The organism is Streptomyces sp. NPDC048442, assembly GCF_040651475.1.
Taxonomy (GTDB): domain Bacteria; phylum Actinomycetota; class Actinomycetes; order Streptomycetales; family Streptomycetaceae; genus Streptomyces.
The window spans coordinates 155,050-176,357 of the sequence record NZ_JBEZKB010000011.1; the positions used below are offsets into that span (position 1 = coordinate 155,050).

The following is a 21,308-nucleotide window of genomic DNA, read 5'->3' on the forward strand; positions in this document are numbered from 1 at the left end:
GATGGAGGAGCGCCTCGTGCCGCAGAAGGTGGAAATCCCGGCAGGCGAGAACGCCGTCGAGCCGGCGGGAGTCAAATCGGCGCGCCGCGCCATCGATCTGCTGGAGACCTTCGCGGCCAACGGCGTCTGGCTGTCGCTGTCCGATCTGCAGGCGAGTACCGGTTTCCCCAGGTCGAGCCTGCACGGACTGCTCCGTACGCTGCTCGACGCCGGGTGGCTGGAGGTGGACTCCAACACCGGGCGATATCGCCTCGGGGTCCGGGCGCTGATCTGCGGCACGGCGTATCTCGACCGTGATCCCGTGGTCCCCTACGCGACGGAAGCGCTCGAACTCGTCCGCGAGAAGACCGGGTTCACCGCGCACTACGCCCGCCGCAACGGCGCGGAGGTGGTGTATCTGGAGACCCGGGAGTCGGTCAGGTCCACGCATCTGGTCTCACGCGTCGGCCGGACGCTTCCCGCGCACGCCACCGCCCTCGGGAAGGTGCTGCTCGCCGAGCTGACGCACGACGAGATCGAAGCCGTACTGCGCGACCCGCTGACCGCGCTGACCCCGCACACGATCACCTCGGTCGAAGCCCTCCATGCCGAGTGCGCCCTGACCCGGGAACGCGGCTACGGCGCCGAGATCGAGGAAGGCGGCCTCGGGGTGCGGTGCGTCGCCGCGGTGATCCCGTACCGGATCCCCGCCACCGACGCGATGAGCTGCTCCATGCCCATCGACCAGGTCACCGACGACGACGCCAAGCACGTCGGCGAACTGCTCGCCAAAGCCACCGCAGAGCTCGGGCAACGCCTGCGCCGCGCGGGAATTCGCTGATTTCTCCCCTTCACCTTCTGGTACGTATGTCCCTGTTGGTACGTAGAGAAAAGAGAACACCGATGGCAGACCAGCGCGTCCTGATCACCGGATCAGCGGGCATAGTCGGCAGCCTGATGCGCTCGCGGCTCCGCCGTGACGGCCGGATCCTGCGCCTCCTCGACCTCTCCGACCAGCCGGCCGCAGAGGCGGGTGAAGCAGTCGAGCTGCTCTCCGCTTCGGTCACCGACCCGGCCGCGATGGCCGAGGCGTGCGCCGGTGTCGACGCGGTGATCCACCTCGGCGGGCACAGCCGCGAGACGTCGTGGGAAGAGACCCTCGACGTCAACATCCACGGCACCAGGACTGTCCTGGAAGCCGCCCGCGCGGCAGGTGTCCCACGCGTGATCCTGGCTTCCAGCAACCACGCCGTCGGTTTCCGGCGGAACGACGAAGCCGGCGAGAGGGGCCTCGCCGCCGACTCCACCGCCCGCCCCGACACCTTCTACGGCGTGAGCAAGGCGGCCATCGAAGCGCTCGGAAGCCTTTACCACTCGCGGTTCGGCATGGACGTCATCGTCGTCCGCATCGGCTCCTGCTTCCCGACCCCGGTCGGCCTCGGACCGCGCGGCCTGGTCACCTGGCTCTCCCCCGGCGACGGCGCGCGCCTGTTCGAAGCCTGCCTGGCCACTCCGTCGCCCGGCTACCGCCTGATCTGGGGCGTCTCCGACAACACGCGCCGCATCTACTCCCTCGCCGAAGCGGAGGCCCTGGGCTACACGTCCCAGGACAACGCCGAAACGTTCGCGGACCGGATCGACGCACCCGCCCCCACCGGCCCCGCCGCAGAGTACGTCGGCGGCCCCTTCGTCACAGCACCCCTGGGCGAACCCAACCCCCTCTGAACGACACTGCCGTCGGACCGGGGACCGAGGGCGGCCGGTCCGGTCAGCTCCGGCTCAGCGCCTCCCGTACGGCAGCGGTCACGGACGGCGGGAAGCCCTTCAGGTAGAAGTGGTCGCCCGGGAAGGACCGGGTGGTGAACTCCGCCGAGGTGTGAGTGGCCCAGTGGTGCACGCCGTCCGGAGTCACCGGGTCCTCGTCGCCCGCGAAGGCGGTGACCGGGCAGGAGAGCACGGTGTCATCGCCCGGGTACGCGTTCACGGCACGGAAGTCGCTGCGCAGGACGGGCAGGAACAGCTCTCTGAGCTCCTCGTCCTCCATCAGCGCCGGGTCGGTGCCGGAGAGCAGCCTCATCTCGTCCAGCAGCTCTTCCTCCCGGTCCCAGTCCCGGGGGCGGCGGCGCGGCCGGGACGGTGCCCGCATACCGGAGACGATCAGCCCCGCCGGGGTGATGCCGTGGTCCCGCGTCAGCCTCTTGGCCGTCTCGAAGGCGACCAGGGCTCCCATGCTGTGCCCGAAGAGGGTGGGCGGCGGGTGCGGGTCGTCGGCGATGAGTGCCGCCGCTTCTTCCGCGAGCACCCCGATGTCCTCGACCGCGGGCTCCTCGCTGCGGTCCAGACGGCCCGGGTACTGCACGCCGAGCACCTCGACGGCCGGCGCGAGCGCCCGGGACAGCGGGAAGAAGTAGGAGGCGAAGCCGCCCGCGTGCGGGAAGCACACCAGCCGGGACGCGGCCTGCGGCGCCTCGTGGAAGGCGCGCATCGCGGGGGTGCGGTAGCGCTGCGCGGTCATGCTCCCACCTGCCGCGCGGACACCGGCTCGGCCATGCCGACGACGATCTGCCGGGGCGGCTGGAAAGGGGCCCGGCCGTGCGCGGTGAGCATGTTGTCGACCAGCAGGATGTCGCCCCGCTGCCAGGGGAACTCGACGAGCTCGGCGGCGTAGGCCGCGCGCAGCACCTCCATCACCTCGGGCTCGATCTCCCCGCCGTCCCCGTAGTACGTGTGGTTGGGCAGGGCATCGGGGCCGAGCGCTTCGAGGAGCGCGTCGGCCAGGTCGGGTCCCAGCGTGGAGAGGTGGAAGAACGTGAGGTGGTTGAACCACGTCCATTCGCCGGTACGGGGATGCCGTAGCGCCTCGGGGCGCCGCTGGGCGGTGCGCAGTTGGCCGTCGGGGCCCCACGTCACCTCGATGTCGTTCTCCGCGCAGTAGCGCTCGACCTCGGCCGGATCGCTGGTCCGGAAGGCCTCCTGCCAGCCGAGTCCCGCACCGTGGCCGAAGTTGCGCACGTAGAGGTAGCCGCCGCGGTCGGCGAAACGCTGCCGGATGTCCGCCGGGATCCGGTCGTACACCTTGCGGCAGTCGGCGAGGGGGGTGGCTCCTTCGCCGCCCGGCGCGATCAAGCAGCAGAAGCAGATGCGCAGCGGCCACAGGAGGTTGTACGACTGCTCGTTGTGCAGGTGGATGCGTTCGCGCGCGGGGTGGTCGGTCGAGGTGTAGACGTTCTTGTGCACGGCGTGGCGCGGGGAGGAGCGCTCGACGTATTCGAGGGGCGCTCCGCAGGCCTCGCGGACCAGCGCCTCGAAGGACTCGGCGGTGACCCCGGAGAAGCCGCGCAGCAGCACGGCCCCGTGCTCGTCGATGCGCTCGCGCAGCGGCTCGCGGTACCGGGACGCCCAGTCCAGGAGGTCCAGGCCGGGAGTGACCGGCTCGACGCCCAGCGGCAGCGGGCCTCCGGGCAGCACTGCCCACTCCCGTACGGCGTCTCCCAGGACGCTCGGGGCGGTGTTCGTCGTCATGTCTCTTCTTCTCTCCCACGGAGCGGAGGGGGGACAGTGGTCCAGCGGGGGGCGGTGATCCGGGGCGGGGACAGCGGTCGGCGCGGGGCAGTGGTCCGGCGCGGGGCAGTGGTCCGGCGCGGGGTCAGTGGTCGGCGGACGCCGCGGCGGGGCGCCCGCGGGGCAGCGTCAGGGTGAGCACCAGTGCCAGGACGACCAGCCCCGCCACCCACCAGAAGGTCTGGCTGAAGTCCGCGGGCGAGGCGTTGTGCTGCTCCCCCGCCTGGCTCGTGAGCACCACGGCGAACAGGGCCGTACCGAACGAACCGCCCACCCGCTGCAGGATGTTGATGGCGGTGGTGGCCCGTGGGATCGACGCCTTCGGCAGCCCGCCCTGGAACACGGCGGCCATCAGCGGGCCGACGCAGAGTCCCACGCCCGCGCCGCGCACCGCCAGTGCGGTCAGCAGCAGCCAGGCCGGCGGATCGGCGGGCAGTTGGGTGTACACCAGCGTTCCCGCCGCCAGCAGGCCGAGGCCGCCGAGCATGGCGGGCCGGGGGCCCAGCTTGTCGGCCAGCGAGCCGCCCAGGAAGAGCATCAGCAACAGGCCGATGCCCTGCGGCGCCACCTCCATTCCGGCCTGCAGCGCGGAGTGGCCCCTGCCCTGCTGGAAGTAGAGCGGGAAGAGGTAGACCGCGCCGAAGAAGAAGGCCCCGTACACCAGCATGATCCCGGCCAGGGTGCGGAACCAGCGGGTGGCGAAGAGCCTCAGGTCGATGACCGGAGGGTGCGGCGTGGTCCGGGCGTGCACCACGTAACCTGCCAGCAGCACGGCGCCGGCCGCGACCGGGACGAGCACCGCGACCGCGCCGTCGGACACCCGGGAGACGCCGAAGACCAGCAGGGCCAGGCCGGGCGAGAGCAGCAGCAGCCCCCTGAGGTCGAGGCGGGCCTCGCGCTGCGGCTCGTCACGCGGGAGCAGCCGGGCGGCCAGCACGCCGGCGATCAGGCAGACGGGCAGGTTGAGGTAGAAGATCCAGCGCCAGGTCGTCGTCTCCACCAGCACGCCGCCCAGGGTCGGCCCGATGACCGAGGCGAACTGGGTGGGGATGGTCACCAGGGCCATGATCCGGCCCACCCGGTTGGGGCCCGCCGCGCGGGCCAGGACCGCCTGGGCGATCGGCACGATCATGCCGCCGCCGAACCCCTGGAGCACCCGGGAGACGATCAGCGAAGGAGCGGACCAGGAAATTCCGCAAAGCAGTGAGGCGCCCAGGAAAATCCCCATGGCCGTCAACCACATGGTCCTTGCACCGAAACGGTCGACGGCCCATCCGGTCACCGGGATGACTGTCGCAATTCCCAGCAAATAGCCGGTGATAATCCATTGGATCGTATCAATCGGAGTGTTGAATTCCGAACGAATACTGTTCAACGCAAGCGACACGATTGTCGCGTCGAGGGCCGCTGCGAACGTACCCACGGCCATGAGGGCGCCCAGCACCAACAGCGGCCGATCGAGTCGTACATCGGCCTGCTCTGAAGTGTCCGCACTGGTCACAAGCGTCCTCCATTGATCGGATGTACGGCATTTCGGGCAGCTATTGCCCTGCCCAGCACTCCGTCTCGTCCGAGATCATGCATTGTCCGAGCCAGGAAATCCAGACCTTGATCTTGGCAACAGGCCCTGAAAGCATCCAACTTCAAACACCGACTGCTGCAACTCCCCACGATCGGACGGATGTTATGTTCAGGGCTGAACTGCCCACTCTCGCGGGGCTTTTCGAGCATCACACCGATACCGCACCAGAGCGGACGGCCGTAATATTCGATACCCAGGAGTGGAGTTACGCGGAACTCGATGTCCGCGCGAATCGCCTGGCCGCCCATCTGACCGACCGGGGAGTACGACCGGGGGCCTTCGTCGGCGTGTGCACCGACCGGCGGTCCGACATGGTGGTGGCCACGTTGGCCGCGCTCAAGTGCGGAGCCGTCTGTGTGCCGCTGGACGTGTCGTACCCGGATGAGCGGCTCGCCTGGATGGCCGGGGACGCCGTACTGGACCTCGTCGTCACCCGCAGTCCGCACGACAAGCTGCTGCCCTCGGACGGCATCCCCGTGGTGCGGCTCGACAGCGACGCCGAGCTGATCGCGGCGTGCAGCCCCGAGCGCCCCGGCCGGCAGTCGGCGGCCCAGCCCGCCTGCATGATGTACACCTCCGGCTCCACGGGCCGCCCCAAGGGCGTGCTGACGACCCAGCGGGCCGTCATCCGGCTGGTGGTGGACACCTGCTACCTGCGGCTGACACCCGAGGACCGGGTGGGCTTCGGCGGCAACCTCTCCTTCGACGCCAGCGTGCTGGAGATGTGGATGGCGCTGCTCAATGGCGCCTGCCTGGTGGGCATCGACCGGGAGGTGATGACCTCCCCCCGATACCTGGAGCGGTTCGTCAGGGAGCAGCGGCTCAGCACGGTGTTCGTCACCACCTCCCTCTTCAACGAGGTGATCAGGAACGAGCCGGCAGCCTTCGCATCCGTCCCCCAGCTGGTCATCGGTGGCGAGGCGGCCGACCCCGGCAGCGTCCGGGCCGCCCGGAAGCACCTGCCGCCCGGCGGCCGTCTGCTCAGCGGCTACGGCCCGACCGAGGCCAGCACCTTCTCCGCCGTCTACGACACGGCCGCGCTGCCGGACGAGGCCGACAGCGTGCCGATCGGCACCGCGATCGACCAGACGCTGCTGTACGTACTGGACGAGCAGCTGAGACCGGTCCCCGACGGCACCCCCGGCGAGCTGTACATCGGCGGGAACGGGGTCTCCTACGGCTACTGGCGTCGCCCCGACCGCACCGCCTCCTCCTTCCTGCCCGACCCCTTCGCCGGTGGCGGAGCACGGATGTACCGCAGCGGGGACCGGGTCACCCGGCGCCCCGACGGAGTCATGGAGTTCGGCGGCCGGCTGGACGGCCAGGTGAAGATCCGCGGCTTCCGGATCGAGCTGGGCGAGGTCGAGGAGGCACTTCGGGCGCACCCCGCGGTGATCGCGGCCGTCGCCACCGTCCGCGAGGATCGGCCGGGCGACCAGCGACTGGTCGGCTATCTGGTCCCCGCCGAGCAGAGCACGGACGGATCCGCCGGGCAGAACGCGGACGGTACCCCCGGGCGGAACGCGGACGGTGCCGCCGGACAGAACGCGGACGGTGCCGTCGGGCAGAGCGACGAACTTCCCGATCTGGTACGTGAGTTCATCCGCGGAAGGCTGCCGGCCCAGCTGGTGCCGAGCGCCCTGGTCGTACTGGACCGCATTCCGCTGACCCCCAACGGCAAGGCCGACCGCGCCGCGCTCCCCGCCCCGGCGGTACGCACCGCGCCGCACGGCGCGCGGGCGCAGCAGCAGCCGACCGATCCGGCCCGGGACACGATCGCCGGAATCTGGGCCGAGGCCCTGGGCGTCGACGAGGTCGCCACCGACCGGAACTTCTTCGACCTCGGCGGCCACTCCCTGATCGCCACCCAGGTGGTCGCACGCATCCGGGAGACGTACGGGGTCGAGCTCCCGATGCGGCTGATGTTCGAGGGCCGGACGGTGGCCCAGCTGGCCGAGGTCGTCCGGCAGGCCGAGGCGGACCACGAGGCCACCTCGAAGCTGCCGTCGGTACCCCGGAGAACCGATCCGTCCCGGGGCCTGCCCTCCTTCGGCGAGGAGCAGTTCCTCTTCCTGGACGAGCTGAAGCCGGGCAACACCGCGTACAACAACGCCTTCGCCTACCGGCTGCGCGGCCCGCTGGATTGCGAGGCGCTGCGCCGTGCGCTGACCGCCCTCGCGGCGCGGCACGACGCGCTGCGCACCTCCTTCGACAGCACCGGGGAGACGCGGCTGGCGATCGTGGCCGACGAGGTCGCGCTGGAGTTGCGCACGGCGCCGGCGCACCGTCCCGAGGACGCGGCGGGGCTGCGGGCCACCCTCGACGAGGAGGCGTACCGGCCGTTCGACCTGAGCACCGCGCCGCTGCTGCGGGCCCTGCTGGTGCCGCTGGGCGACGAGGACCACGTACTGCAGCTCACCGTGCACGAGATCGTGGCGGACGCGTGGTCGCTGCGGATCCTCTTCGAGGATCTGAGCGCGCTGTACGCGGGCCGTGCGCTGCCGCCCGAACCCCCGGTCGGCCACCGCGACTTCGCCCAGTGGCAGCGCGAGCGGCTGACGGGCACGGCAACGGTGCCTGCCGACGAGGACCTCGCCGGTCAACTCGCGTACTGGCGCGAGAAGTTGGCCGGAGCACCCGAGCTGCTGCCGCTGCCCACGGACCGGCCGCGCCCCGCGGTGCAGTCCTTCCGCGGCGCCACCCACCACTTCACCCTGACCGCCGATCTGGTCACCGACCTGGAGGGGCTGGCCAGGGAGCACGGGGCCAGCCTGTTCATGGTGCTGCTCAGCGGCGTCAAGTCGGTGCTGCACCGCTACACCGGTCTCGACGACCTCGTCGTCGGCTCACCGGTCGCCGGACGGCTCCGGCCGGAACATGACCGGATGGTCGGCTTCCTGGTCAACACCCTGGCCCTGCGCACCTCGCTGGACGGCGACCCGACCTTCACCGAGCTGCTCGGCCGGGTGCGGGAGACCTCCCTGTCGGCCTTCACCCACCAGGAAGTGCCCTTCGAACGGCTGACGGCGGAGCTGGCTCCCTCCCGCAGCCTCAGCCACAGCCCGCTGGTCCAGGTCCTCTTCTCGCTGCACACCATGCCGGGCGAAGGGCTCTCGCTGCCCGGGGTGGAGCGCGAGCCGATCCCGTCCGACTTCTGCGACACCCAGTTCGACCTGACCTTCACCCTGGAGCGACGGCCCGGCGGGACCATCTCGGGGGCCGTCATCTACAGCACGGACCTCTTCGACGAGCAGAGCGTGGAGCGGCTGACCGGGCACCTGACCACCCTGGTGCGCGGTGCGGTCTGCGCCCCGCAGACCCCGCTCTCCGCGCTGCCGCTGCTCACCGCACCGGAGCACGAAGGGCTGCGGCAGCTCAACACCACCGCGAAGGACCTGGCGCCCGGCGCCCCGCGGCTGCTGCACGAGGTCGTCGAGGAGCAGGCCCGGCGCACGCCCGGGGCCACCGCGCTCGTCCACGAGGGCGACCGGCTGAGCTACGCCGAGCTGAACGCGCGGGCCAACCGCCTCGCCCGCCACCTGGTGGGCCTGGGCGTCGGCCCGGAACGGATCGTCGCCCTGTCGCTCGCACGCGGCCTGGACGTACCGGTCGCGATCCTGGCCACGCTCAAGGCGGGCGGCGCCTACCTCCCGGTGGACCCCACCTACCCGCAGGAGCGGCGGGAGTTCATGCTGTCGCACTCCAAGGCGGCCGTGGTGCTCTCCGGAGCACTGCCGGACACCCGGGAGCTGCCGGACGAGGACCTGCACACTCCGGTCGACCCGCGGAGTCCCGCGTACCTGATCTACACCTCGGGCTCCACCGGCCGGCCCAAGGGCGTCCTCGTCCCGCACGCCGGAGTCGTCAACCTGATCACCGACCCGAACTACGACGCGCTGGTGCCCCGCGGCTGCCGGGCCGCGGTGTGGGCGAGCTTCAGCTTCGACGCCTCGGTCTACGCGATGTTCCCCGCCCTGGCGCGCGGCGCCGAGGTGCACCTGACGCCCGACCGGGCCCGCACCACACCCGAGGACCATCTGGACTGGCTGATCGAGCACCGCATCGAGAGCACCTTCATGGCGCCGTACATGGTCCCCGAGGCGGCCCGGCGGTCCGAGCTGGAGCTGCGCGGCATCAGCGTCGGCGCCGAGGCGGTCTCCGTCGAGGCCTACCGGCAGCTGTCCGGGCAACTGCCGGACGGCTTCCTGTTCGTCAACGCCTACGGACCGACCGAGGCGAGCGTCACCGCCAGCATGTACGCGGTGCCCGTTCCGCTGCCCGACGAGCTGTCCGGGGCCGGGAGCCTGCCGATCGGCCGGGCCCTGCAGAACGTACGACTGCACGTGCTGGACGCGGCGGGCAACCCCGTCCCGGCGGGCATCACGGGAGAGCTGTGGATCGCCGGTGACGGCCTGGCCCGCGGCTATCTCGGCGACCCGGCCCAGACCGCCGACCGGTTCAGGCCAGACCCGCTGGGCCCGCCCGGAACGCGGATGTACCGGACCGGGGACCAGGCGTACCGCCTGGCCGACGGGGAGCTGGTCTTCGCGGGCCGCAGCGACAAGCAGATCAAGCTGAACGGACTGCGGGTGGAGCCCGGCGAGATCGAGGCCGTCGCCGAACGCCACCCCCTGGTCAGCGCCGCACACGTCACGGTGCGCGGGGGCGGCCTGGTCGGCTACCTGGAAGTGCCGAACGCGGACGGCTTCGACCTCGACGCGCTGCGCGCCTCGCTGGCGGCGACGCTGCCCCAGGCCATGGTGCCGGGCCGGTTCGTGGTGCTGTCCGAGCTGCCGCTGTCACCGAACGGCAAACTCGAACCCGGCCGGCTGCCCGACCCCGGGGAGCTGCACACGCCCCGCGGCCGCGCCCCGCAGACCGATACCGAACGGCTGCTGGCCGAGCTGCTCGGCGAACTGCTGGACATCCGGGAGCTGACCGCGGAGGACAAGTTCTTCCAGCTCGGCGGCGATTCCCTGAAGGCGGCCCGGCTCGCCCGCCGGCTCTCCAAGGCCCGCCCGCTCCCGGTGCCCACCCTGCTCCGGCTGGTCCTCCAGCAGGAGACGCTCGGCGACCTGGCAGCAGCCGTGGACGCGGCCCTGGCCACGGCCGCCGAAGCCGGCCCCGGGCCCGCGGGAGCGCCTTCCCGCATCGCGCCGATGCGCCCCGCGGCACGCCGCACGCTGGCCGAGCTGCTCACCGAAGACAGTGCGGAGGCGATCTGATTCATGTCGGAAATACGTAGTGCCCGAATGTCCTTCGCCCAGGAACGCTTCTGGTTCCTGGCGCAGATAGCGCCCGACGAGGCGCCCCCTCTGGTGCATGTGGCGGTGCGGCTGCGCGGTGCACTGGACGAGGCCGCGCTGAACGGGGCCCTGGTGGCCGTCGTGGCCCGCCACGAAGCGCTGCGCACCCGCTTCGCCGAAGTGGCGGGAACCGCCTTCCAGGTGGTGGAGGACAGCGCCGAGATCGTGCTGGAACGGCTGGAAGGCACCGAGGAAGAACTGCCCTCGCTGCTGCGCGCCGTGAGCGCCCGCCCCTTCGGCCTGGACCGCGCACCGCTGCTGCGGGCCGTGCTCGTCACGCTCGGCGCCGAGGACCACGCCCTGCTGCTGGCGGCGCACCACATCATCGCCGACGGTGCGTCGATGGAGCTCGTCGCCGAAGAACTGAGTGCCCATTACAGCGGCGCGGAGCTCCCCGACGAGCCCACCCTGCACTACGCCGACTACTCGACGTGGCAGCGCGAGCAGCTGACGGGACCGGCCCTGGAGGAGGGGCTCGACTTCTGGCGGGAGCAGCTCGCGGGCGTCCCCGAGCTGCTGGAACTCCCCGCCGACCGCACCCGGCCCGCCGTGCAGAGCTACGCGGGGGCCACCCACCGGTTCGAGCTCGGCGAGGAACTGACCGCCGCGGTCGTCCGGTTCGGCGCGGAGCGCGGGGCCACCCCCTTCATGACCATGCTCAGCGTGTTCCTGGCGTTCGTGCACCGCAGCACCGGGCGCGACGACCTGATCGTGGGCACGCCGGTGACCGACCGGCCCGACCCCGCTCTGGAGCGGGTGGTGGGCTCCTTCACCAACACGCTGGCGATACGCAGCCAGGTGGACGGCGCGCTGTCGTTCGGCGAACTCGTCGACCGGGTGGGCGCGGACGCCCTGGCCTGCTATCCGTACGCCGAAGTGCCCTTCGAGAAGCTGGTGGACGAGCTCCAGCCGTCCCGCCAGCTCAGCCACTCCCCCATCGTCCAGCTGATGTTCGCCTGGTACGAGAGCGAGAGACGCACCCTGCACCTGCCGGGCCTGGACGTCGAGCAGCTGCCCGTCGACTACGGCACGGTCCCGCTCGACCTGATCCTGACGGTGGAGCGGCACGCCTCCGGTGCCACCGGGGTGCTGGAGTACAACACCGGCCTGTTCGACGCCGGCACGATCGAGCGGTTCGCCGAGCAGCTGACGACCCTGCTGACCGGAGCCCTCGCGCAGCCCGACACCCCGATCGCCCGGCTGCCGCTGGCCACCGCCGCCGACGCCGAGGCGGTCCGCCGACTCAACGACACGGTACGGGAGTTCCCTGGAGCCGAACTCGTGCACGAGCGGATTTCCGAGCAGGCCCGGCGCACCCCGGACGCCACCGCCGTGGTGCACGGCGACGTCCGGCTCAGCTACGCCGAGCTCGATTCCCGCTCCGACCGGCTGGCCCGGTCGCTGATCGCCCGGGGCGCGGGCCCCGAGCAGCTGGTCGCCGTGGCGATGCGCCGTACCGAGGACCTGCCGGTCGCGCTGCTCGCGGTGCTCAAGTCGGGGGCCGGCTACGTGCCGGTGGACCCGGACTACCCGGAGCGGCGCAGGCAACAGATGCTCAGCGACTCCGGCGCCTCCCTCGTCCTGACCTCCTTGGAGCCGCTCGACGGGGAAGGCGCCGCCGAGAAAGGCGCTGCCGGGGAGAAGCCCGTCGCCTCCGCGGTGCTGCCGGAGAACCCCGCGTACGTCATCTACACCTCCGGCTCCACCGGCACTCCCAAGGGCGTCACGGTGCCGCACCGTGCCCTCACCAACTTCCTGCACGCCATGGACGAGCAGATCACCGCGGGCGAAGGCTCGGTGTGGCTGGCGACCACCAGCATCTCCTTCGACATCGCCGGTCTTGAACTGCTGTGGACGCTGGCCCGCGGCGTCACCGTCGTACTGCAGGGCGAGGAGCGGTCCGCGCCGCGCCCCTCGGTGGACTTCAGCCTGTTCTACTTCGCCAGCGCGGAGGGCGAGCAGGGCCCCGAGCCGTACCGGCTGCTGCTGGAGGGCGCGAAGTTCGCCGACGAGCACGGCTTCGCCGGGGTGTGGACGCCTGAGCGGCACTTCAACGCCTTCGGCGGGCTCTACCCGAACCCGTCGGTGACCGGCGCGGCCGTCGCCGCGGTGACCCGGCGGATCGCGGTCCGCGCGGGCAGCGTGGTGCTGCCGCTCCAGGACCCGCTGCGGGTCGCCGAGGAGTGGGCGGTAGTCGACGGGATCTCCGGCGGGCGGGCCGAGGTGTCCTTCGCCTCCGGCTGGCTGGCCGACGACTTCGTGCTCGCCCCCGACCGGCACGCCGACCGCAAGCGGGTCCTCATGGAGGGCATGGACACCGTGCGCGCGCTGTGGCGCGGTGAGAAGGTCGAGCGGGTCAACGGGGCGGGAGCCACCATCGAGGTGGCGGCCTACCCGCGTCCGGCCCGCGGCGAACTCCCCTCCTGGCTCACCTCCTCGGGCGACGTCGCCACCTTCGAGGCGGCGGGCCGCGCGGGCGTGAACCTGCTCACCCACCTGCTCGGCCAGAGCCTTGAAGAGCTGGCCGAGAAGGTGGCCCGCTACCGCAAGGCCTGGGACGAGGCCGGCCACCCGGGCCGCGGCCGGGTGGCACTGATGGTGCACACGGCGGTGGACACGGACGCCCAGGCGGTGCGGGAGCGCGCCAGGAAGCCGTTCGTCGGCTATCTCCGCAGCTCGCTGGGGCTGGTGAAGCGCCTGCTCAGCGGCGAGGACGCGGCGGACATCGAGGCGCTGGCGCAGGAGGAGCTGGACGTACTCCTGGAGCGCTACTACGACCGGTTCGCCAACGAGGCGGGCCTCATCGGGTCGCCCGAGTCCTGCGGGCCGATGGTGGAGCGGATCGCGGCCTCCGGGGTCGACGAGATCGCCTGCCTCATCGACTTCGGCATCGACCCGGAGCAGATCCTCGCCTCGCTGCCCCAACTGGACGTCCTGCGGGCCGGTTGGGCCGCCGCGGTCGGCGACCGGGGACCCCAGGAGGACCAGTCGGCGCTCGCCCAGCTGGCCCGGCACAGCGCGACGCACCTGCAGTGCACGCCGTCGCTGGCGCTCGCGCTGGCCGAGACGGACGCGGGTCTGGCCACGCTGGAGAAGCTGGAACAGCTGGTGATCGGCGGCGAGGCCTTCCCGGCCGCGCTCGCGAGCCGGCTCGGCGACGTACTGCTCGGCCGGGTGCTCAACATGTACGGCCCCACCGAGACCACCATCTGGTCCAGTACGCACCCGGTGACGGGCGAGGGCCCGCCGCCGATCGGCCGGCCCGTCGCCAACACCCGTTTCCACCTGGTGGACCCGGCGGGCGAGCCGGTGCCGGTGGGCACCCCGGGTGAGCTCCTGATCGGCGGGGACAGCGTGGTGCGCGGCTACTGGCGGCGCCCGGAGCTGACCGCGGAGCGCTTCGTACCCGATCCGTTCGGCCCGCCCGGCGCACGGCTGTACCGCACCGGCGACCTCGCGGTGCTGCGCCCGGACGGGGCCCTGGAGTACCGGGGACGGCTGGACGACCAGGTCAAACTGCGCGGCCGGCGGATCGAGCTCGGTGAGATCGAGTCGCACATCGAGGCCTTCCCCGGGGTGGAGCGGGCGGTCGTCGGCGTGGTCGGGGAGGGGGACCGCGCGGCGCTCGCCGGCTGGATACGCCCCCGGGGCGCCGCGGTCACCGCTGCCGAGGGCGGCGACCCGGAGCTGATCCCACTGCCCTTCGGCGGCGTGGTCGCCACCGGCGACCACCGGGCCGCGGCCGAGATCCACAAGGAGATCTTCGAGGACGGCGACTACCTGGGCGACGGCTTCCTGCGCCTCTGGGACGGCATGACCGTGCTGGACGCGGGGGCCAACGTGGGCGGCACCACGCTGTGGGTGCACCGCAGCTGCCGGCCCGCGCGGATCGTCTCCGTCGAGCCGATCCCGCCGACCTTCGACCGGCTGAGCCGCACCGTACGGGCCAACGGCATCGACGCGGTGCTGGTCAACGCGGGCCTCTCGGACACCCCCGGCACGGCCGAGTTCACGTACTACCCGGCGCTGACCGGACTGTCCGGCCGCTACGCCGACCCCGAGGCCGACCGGAAGCGGGCGGCGGTGCTCATGCCGACGGCGGACGCCGCGGACGTCGAGGACTTCCTCGCGGACCAGTACCGCAACGAGCAGTTCAGCTGCCGGCTCACCACCCTGCACGAACTGATCGCCGAGCACCGGCTGGAGGACGTCGGCCTGCTGAAGGTCGACGTGGAGCGGGCCGAGCTGGACGTGCTCGCCGGGCTCGACGACGCCGACTGGCGGCGGGTGCGGCAGGTCGCCGTCGAGATCGAGGGCGACGACCGGCGGGACGAGGTGCTGGCCGTGCTGGAGCGGTACGGCTTCGAGACCGAGAGCCGCACCATCCTCGACGAGCTGGAAGTGGGCATCGTCTACGGTCGCAGGCCCGGCCTGGCCGAGGCGGATCTCCCGGCCGCCACCCCGGTCGGTGACCCGCCGGACCTGGACCGGCTCCGCGAACACCTGGCGCGCGGCCTGCCCGGCTACATGGTCCCGGACCGCCTCACCATGCTGACCGCCTTCCCGCTCACCCCGAACGGCAAGGTGGACCGCAGGGCGCTGGCCGCCGCACCGGCGGCGCAGGAGAGCGCGACGCGGGCGACCGCCGCCCAAGTGCTCCCCCGCAGCGAGCTGGAACAGCAGCTGGCCGCGGTGTGGTGCTCGGTGCTCGGCCTCGACCGGATCGGGATCCACGAGAACTTCTTCGACGCGGGAGGCAACTCCCTGCTGCTCATCCGGGTGCACGCACGCCTCTCCGAGCTGGGCGCCGGCATCGCCGCACCCCGCCTGGTGGAGCTGTTCGCGTATCCGACCATCGCCGCGCTCGCCGCCCACATGGGCAGTGCGGGACCGGCCGAGGACGAGAACGGCTCCGGCCCGGCGCACGACGCGGACCAGGACCAGCGACGCAAGGCCCGAGGCCGGTTCCACCGGCGCAGGAAGGCGGGGACAGATGGCTGACGGGGGACACATGGCCGAGCAGAGACCCACGACGGACCCAACGGATACGACGGATACGACGGATACGACGGATACGACGGATACGACGGGCATGACGGATACCGAAGACCTGATCGCGATCGTCGGAATGGCCGGGCGCTTCCCCGGCAGCGACAGCATCCCCGCGTTCTGGGAGAACGCGGTGGCGGGCACCGAGGCGCTCGTCGAGTACGGCCGCGACGAGCTGATCGCCGCGGGCGAGGACCCCGCACTGGTGGACGACCCGCACTACGTCCGCTCGGGCATGCCGCTCGCGGACCACGACCGGTTCGACGCGGGGGCGTTCGGCTACACGCCGCGCGAGGCCCGGCTGATGGACCCGCAGATACGGATCTTCCTGGAGTGCGCCTGGGAGGCCCTGGAGGACGCCGACTGCGACCCGGACCGCTACCGGGAGCGCGCCGCCGTGTTCGCCGCCGCCGGCATGACCCGCTATCTGTGGCTGAACGCGGTGCCCGCCCTGGGCAGCTCGATCAACATGCTGGAGGGGCGGATCCTCAACGACAAGGACTTCCTCGCCACCGCCGCCAGCTACCGGCTGGGGCTGCGCGGGCCCGCCGTCAGCGTGCAGACCGCGTGCTCCGCCTCGCTGGTCGCCGTCCACATGGCCGTGCAGAGCCTGCTCTCGCACGAGAGCGACATCGCGCTGGCGGGCGGCTCCACCATCGAACTGCCGCACCGCATCGGGTACTTGTACAAGGAGGGCAGCATCGCGTCCCCGGACGGTCACTGCCGTCCGTTCGACCACCGCGCGGAGGGAACCGTCGGCGGCAGCGGCGCCGGTGCGGTGCTGCTCCAGCGGTACGACGACGCCGTGGCCGAGGGCCGCCGGGTGTACGCGGTGATCCGCGGCTCCGCCATCAACAACGACGGTGCGGCCAAGGTCGGCTTCACCGCACCCAGCGTCGAGGGCCAGGCCACCGCGGTCCGCGACGCGATGTCGCTGGGCGACGTGGCCCCGCACACCGTCGGGTACGTCGAGACGCACGGCACCGGCACCCGGATCGGCGACCCCATCGAGATCGAGGCGCTGCGCAGCGCCTACGGCGTGGCCGGCGGCACGGCCGACGAGGAGTCCTGGGCGGGCAGGCGCGTCGCGCTGGGCTCGGCCAAGGCCACCATCGGGCATCTGGACGCCGCGGCCGGCGTGGCCGGGCTGATCCGCGCGGCGCTGGCCGTACGGGACGGGATCATCCCGCCCAGCCCGCACTTCGAGCGGCCCAACCCGCTGCTGGAGCTGGAGGACTCGCCGTTCTACGTGCCGGTGAAGAGCACCGTCTGGCCGGCCGGGGACACCCCCCGGCGGGCCGGGGTCAGCTCCTTCGGCGTCGGCGGCACCAACGCCCACGTCGTACTGGAGCAGGCCCCCGAGGCCCCCTCCAAGACTTCCGGGACGCCCACCCCGCGCGAGCGGGAGCTGCTGGTGCTCTCGGCCGTCGACGAGGACGCGCTGGAGCGGTGGCGGCTGCGGGTGGCCGACGCGCTCGACCGGCCGGACGGGAACACCGGCCTGCCCGCGGACGCGGAGCTATTGGCGGACGCGGCCCACACGCTGGCCACCGGCCGGCGGGTACTGCCGCACCGCCTCGCGGTGGTCGCGGCCGACGCCGAGGACGCCAGGGCCCGGCTGCGGGACGTGGACACCCGGCGGATCAGGGTGGCGGGCGAGCCCCCCTCCCCCGTGTTCCTCTTCCCCGGGCAGGGCGCCCAGCGCCCGGGGATGGCCGCCGGACTGCACAAGGTGGCCCCCCGCTTCCGCGAGGAGCTCGACACCTGTCTGGAGCTGCTCCGGCGCGAGGGCGTGGAGCTGCGTGAACTGCTGCTCGACCCGGCCGCCGACGCGGCCGCGCTGAACAGCACCGACAAGGCCCAGCCCGCGCTGTTCGCGTTCTCCTACGCGCTGGCCCGCCAGTGGCAGGAGTGGGGAGTCGTCCCCCGGGCGATGGCCGGGCACAGCATCGGCGAGTACGTCGCCGCCTGCCTGGCCGGGGTCTTCGACCTGCCCGACGCGCTGCGCCTGGTGGCCGCCCGCGGCCGCCTGATGGCCGCGCTGCCGCACGGCGCCATGCTGGCCGTGGCTCTGCCGGAGGAGGAGGCCGCCGCCCACGCACGGGCCGCGCACCTGGACCTCGCGGCGGTCAACGGGCCGCGCCAGTGCGTGCTGTCCGGGACCGCGGAGGCGATCGAGGAGCTGCGTGCGAGCCTGACAGGGAAGGGCGTGCAGTGCCGTCTGCTGCACACCTCGCACGCCTTCCACTCGGCGATGCTGGACCCCATGCTCGCCGCGTTCGAGCGTGAGCTGCGCGCCGTACGCCTGCGGGAGCCTTCGCTGCCCTTCGTCTCCTGCCTGACCGGCCTGCCCCTCACCGCGGAGCAGGCCTGCGACCCGGCGTACTGGTCGGCGCAGGCCCGCGGCACGGTCCGCTTCGGCGCCGGGGTCGATCTCCTGGCGGCACGGCAGGACACGCTGTTCGTGGAGGTCGGCGCGGGCAAGGGCATGTCGGAGCTGGCCCGCAGGCATCTGCGCACGCTGCGGCACGCGCCCATCTCCTCGCTCCCGCTGACCGGCGGCGAGGAGCCGTCCGCCCAGCTGCTCGGCGCGCTCGGCCAGGCGTGGGAAACCGGGGCCGAGATCGACTGGGCCGCGTACTACGACGGGGAACGCCGGCGCCACTGCGAGCTGCCCGGCTACCCCTTCGCCCGGGACCGCTACTGGCTCGACGCACCGGCCCGTTCGGAGGCGAATGACGTGGCAGCCGCCGGCGTGGCGCAGGCCCCCGCGGCTCCGTCCGACGCGTCTGCCGTCCCCGGCCCCGTGGGCTCCGGCAGCCGCACCGAGGCGATCGTGCTGGCCGCCTTCACCGAGGCCTTCGGCATGGACGACGTCAGCCTGGAGGACGACTTCTTCGGGCTCGGCGGCACCTCGCTGCTCGCGGCCGAGCTCGTGCACCAGCTGCGCAAGCAGCTGAACGTCGACTTCCCGGTGCGCTACCTCTTCGAGGCGCCGCAGGTCTCCGAGCTGGCCGCGCTGATCGACGGCGGCAGCGGCGACAACGGTACGCACACCAGCCCTCCCGAGCCCGATGCGCCCGATGAGCTCGACGAACTGATGGCCCAGCTGGAAGGGCTCCCGGAGGACGAACTCGTCCGGCTGCTCGGCACCGGCGGAACAGAAGGAGCAACGGCGTGACCCCGCCCAAGAACGACGACGCGAAGGGCGCGCTGCGGGACCGGCTGGGCGCCCTGTCCACCGAGCAGCGGGCCGCGCTCACCGAGCGGCTGCGCGGCCGCGCGGCCGCCGCACGGCCGCCCCGAAGACCGCTGAAGTTCAGCCTCTTCTACTTCGCCAACACCGCCGGGGACAAGGAACAGCCGTACCGCTTCCTGCTGGAGACGGCCCGTCAGGCCGACCGGCTCGGGTTCGCCGCGGTGTGGACCCCCGAGCGGCACTTCCACGACTTCGGCGGCATCTACCCCAACCCCTCGGTCCTGGGCGCCGCGCTGGCCGCCGCCACCGAGCGGGTCCAGATCCGGGCCGGGAGCCTGGTGCTGCCCCTGCACCACCCGGTCCGGGTGGTCGAGGACTGGTCCGTCATCGACAACCTCTCCGGCGGCCGGGCCGGCATCTCCTTCGCCACCGGCTGGCACGGCACCGACTTCCTGCTCGCCCCGGAGAAGTACGCGGACCGCCGCCAGTACACCTGGGACACCATTCCGGTGGTGCAGAAGCTGTGGCGGGGCGAGGAGGTCTCCTTCCCCGGCCCCGGGGGTACGGAGATCACGCCGACCCTCTATCCCCGGCCGGTGACTCCCGAACTCCCCTTCTGGATCACCGCGTCCGGCAATTCCGACACCTACGTGCAGGCCGGCCGGCTGGGCGCGAACATCCTGACCGGGCTGATCGGCACCGAGACGGAAGCGCTCGCCGCCAACATCGCGCTCTACCGCAAGGAGCGCGAGGCCCACGGCCACGACCCCGCCACCGGCACGGTCAGCGTGATGCTGCACACCTATCTGGAGGAGGACGCGGCCGCCGCCCGGGAGCGGTGCCGCGAGCCGCTGCGCGAGTATCTGCGCGGCTACCTGGGACAGCAGAGCGACATGATCGACGGTTCCGGCGCGGACGCCGGCGGCGCCGACATCGAGGCGCAGCTCGACTTCGCCTACGAGCGCTACGCGCACCAGACGGCGCTGATCGGCTCGCCGCAGACCGTACGCGGCCTGCTGGACCGGCTCGCCGAGGCCGGCGTCGACGAGGCGGCCTGCCTGGTGGACTTCGGCATCCCGCTGGAGCAGGCGCAGCAGAGCATCGACCTGCTGGCGGGCGTGCAGGATTCCTACGGGGCCGAGCCCGCCGCCGCTGCCATCGCCTCTACCGGACCCCTCGCCACCGCCGCCCGCCCCCTCGTCGCGCCGGCTGTCTCCTCCCCCGTCGTCACCGCCCCGCTGGGCATCGACCAGGAGCGGATGCACCGGGTGCAGAAGGCCCTTCCGCCGGGCCCGGCCAACTACGTCACCACCGGGTTGCGGATCCGCGGTCCGCTGCGGCCCGAGCTGCTGGAGAAGGCGCTGCGGACGGTGGTGGGCAGGCACGAGGTGCTGCGCACCTCCTTCGGCGAGTCGGCGGGCGTGCCCTTCCAGCGGATCGGGGCGCCCGACGAGTTCCCGGTGACTCTGGAGCGCTTCGACGTCACCGGCGTTCCCCCGCAGGAGCGGGTGCGCGCCGCGCGTGCGATCCGTACGGAACTCGCCCGCCGCCCCTTCCCGGTGGATCTGCCGCCGATGCGGCTCGCCCTGATCACGCTGGGCGCCGAGGAGTTCCAGCTCGCGGCCGTGAAGAACCACATGATCACCGACTGGGTCTCCTTCACCGTCTTCCTGAAGGAGCTCTTCACCGTCTACGGGGCGCTGCTGCAGGGCCGCAGCCACGACCTGCCGCCCTCCGTCCCCTACCGGGTCTTCGCGGAACAGGAGCGCGCCCGGCTGCGCGACGGCCTGCTGGACGACCAACTGGCCTACTGGGACAAACAGTTGGCGGGAGCGCCCGAACCGGCGACCTTCCCGTTGAAGGAGTCGCTGCGGGGCGAGCGCCCGGCCGTGCCGTCCTTCGAGGGACACCGGGCCTGGATGCTGTTCCCCGACCGCACCACCGCTCAGCTGAACGCGCTCAGCAGGGCCGCCCGCGTCACTCCTTTCATGACGGCCTACACCGCGCTGGCCGCCTCGCTGAGCCGGACCACCGGCGAGCGGGACCTGGTGCTCGGTTCGCCGACCGCCAACCGGGACCGCTCGCCGGACAACCTGCTGGGCCTGCTGCTGCGGCCGATGCTGCTGCGCACGCGGCTGAGCCCCGAGCAGAGCTTCCGCAGCGCCCTCGCCGACGTACGGCGGACGGTGTCGGGTGCGCTGTCCCACGCGGAGGCGCCGTACCAGTCGCTGGTCGACCGGCTGGCCCCGCAGCGCGACATCTCCTGGACCCCGCTGTTCCGGCTGCGTTACCTCTTCCTGCCCTGGAACGACCCGTTCGAGATGTCCGGGCTGCAGCTGAACCCCATCGACACCGACCCGCAGACCTCCCTGTACGACAGCACGCTGACGCTCTGGGACAGCAGGCTCGGCGCCTTCGGGCGGTTCGAGTACGCCTTGGACCTGTTCGACCACGACACGGTCGTCCAGGCCATCGAGACCTTCGCCACCATGCTCTCCGCGGCCGTCGCCGATCCCGATCTGCGGATCGGCGACCTCCCGGACACCTCGTCCACCCGGTTCCACGTGGACGAGGACGAGCTTGAGGCCCACCTCGGCTCCGAGGGCCCCCCGCAGGACCGTCGATGAAGAGA

At 72.2% G+C, this 21,308-nt stretch carries 9 protein-coding genes; 6 read left to right on the top strand and 3 right to left on the bottom strand.

Annotated features, from left to right (window positions below; translation table 11 throughout):
- Positions 1-16: 16 nt before the first annotated feature.
- On the top strand, positions 17-820 hold the full coding sequence (locus AB0D18_RS19000) for an IclR family transcriptional regulator (RefSeq protein ID WP_362419329.1): 804 nt from the start codon (positions 17-19) through the stop codon (positions 818-820).
- A gap of 62 nt (positions 821-882) precedes the next feature.
- Positions 883-1,704 (top strand): NAD(P)-dependent oxidoreductase, encoded by an 822-nt coding sequence (locus tag AB0D18_RS19005; protein WP_362419332.1) that lies wholly within the window; start codon positions 883-885, stop codon positions 1,702-1,704.
- Between the two features lie 43 nt (positions 1,705-1,747).
- Here AB0D18_RS19005 and AB0D18_RS19010 read toward each other — a convergent pair whose 3' ends face one another.
- From AB0D18_RS19010 to AB0D18_RS19020, 3 genes are all read right to left on the bottom strand, one after another.
- A complete protein-coding gene (locus AB0D18_RS19010; protein ID WP_362419335.1) occupies positions 1,748-2,494 on the bottom strand; it encodes an alpha/beta fold hydrolase in 747 nt (248 codons plus the stop codon).
- The gene (locus AB0D18_RS19015; RefSeq protein ID WP_362419338.1) at positions 2,491-3,501 is read right to left on the bottom strand and encodes a TauD/TfdA family dioxygenase; all 1,011 of its coding nucleotides are present in this window, start codon (positions 3,499-3,501) and stop codon (positions 2,491-2,493) included. Before AB0D18_RS19015 ends, AB0D18_RS19010 begins: the two co-directional genes overlap by 4 nt.
- 124 nt (positions 3,502-3,625) lie before the next feature.
- Positions 3,626-4,969, bottom strand: coding sequence for an MDR family MFS transporter (locus tag AB0D18_RS19020; RefSeq protein ID WP_362419484.1), 1,344 nt, complete (start codon positions 4,967-4,969; stop codon positions 3,626-3,628).
- Between the two features lie 257 nt (positions 4,970-5,226).
- Between AB0D18_RS19020 and AB0D18_RS19025 the strand changes: the two genes are divergently transcribed.
- From AB0D18_RS19025 to AB0D18_RS19040, 4 genes are all read left to right on the top strand, one after another.
- Positions 5,227-10,347 carry an amino acid adenylation domain-containing protein gene (locus tag AB0D18_RS19025; RefSeq protein WP_362419341.1) on the top strand — a complete coding sequence of 1,707 codons (5,121 nt, stop codon included), beginning with the start codon at positions 5,227-5,229 and terminating at the stop codon, positions 10,345-10,347.
- Between the two features lie 27 nt (positions 10,348-10,374).
- Positions 10,375-15,429 (top strand): MupA/Atu3671 family FMN-dependent luciferase-like monooxygenase, encoded by a 5,055-nt coding sequence (locus AB0D18_RS19030; protein WP_362419344.1) that lies wholly within the window; start codon positions 10,375-10,377, stop codon positions 15,427-15,429.
- 91 nt (positions 15,430-15,520) lie between these two features.
- Positions 15,521-18,658, top strand: a complete 3,138-nt coding sequence (locus tag AB0D18_RS19035; protein WP_362419347.1) for a beta-ketoacyl synthase N-terminal-like domain-containing protein — start codon at positions 15,521-15,523, stop codon at positions 18,656-18,658.
- Complete coding sequence (locus tag AB0D18_RS19040; RefSeq protein ID WP_362419350.1) at positions 18,655-21,303, top strand: MupA/Atu3671 family FMN-dependent luciferase-like monooxygenase; 2,649 nt, start codon at positions 18,655-18,657, stop codon at positions 21,301-21,303. Before AB0D18_RS19035 ends, AB0D18_RS19040 begins: the two co-directional genes overlap by 4 nt.
- The last annotated feature ends 5 nt before the right edge of the window (positions 21,304-21,308 follow it).

Excerpts from the sequence above, each read along its gene's own strand:
- AB0D18_RS19020 (WP_362419484.1), bottom strand. The coding sequence starts at position 4,969 with ATGGCCGTGGGTACGTTCGCAGCGGCCCTCGACGCGACAATCGTGTCG.
- AB0D18_RS19025 (WP_362419341.1), top strand. The coding sequence starts at position 5,227 with ATGTTCAGGGCTGAACTGCCCACTCTCGCGGGGCTTTTCGAGCATCAC.
- AB0D18_RS19035 (WP_362419347.1), top strand. The coding sequence starts at position 15,521 with ATGACGGATACCGAAGACCTGATCGCGATCGTCGGAATGGCCGGGCGC.
- AB0D18_RS19015 (WP_362419338.1), bottom strand. The coding sequence starts at position 3,501 with ATGACGACGAACACCGCCCCGAGCGTCCTGGGAGACGCCGTACGGGAG.
- AB0D18_RS19005 (WP_362419332.1), top strand. The coding sequence starts at position 883 with ATGGCAGACCAGCGCGTCCTGATCACCGGATCAGCGGGCATAGTCGGC.
- AB0D18_RS19010 (WP_362419335.1), bottom strand. The coding sequence starts at position 2,494 with ATGACCGCGCAGCGCTACCGCACCCCCGCGATGCGCGCCTTCCACGAG.
- AB0D18_RS19030 (WP_362419344.1), top strand. The coding sequence starts at position 10,375 with ATGTCCTTCGCCCAGGAACGCTTCTGGTTCCTGGCGCAGATAGCGCCC.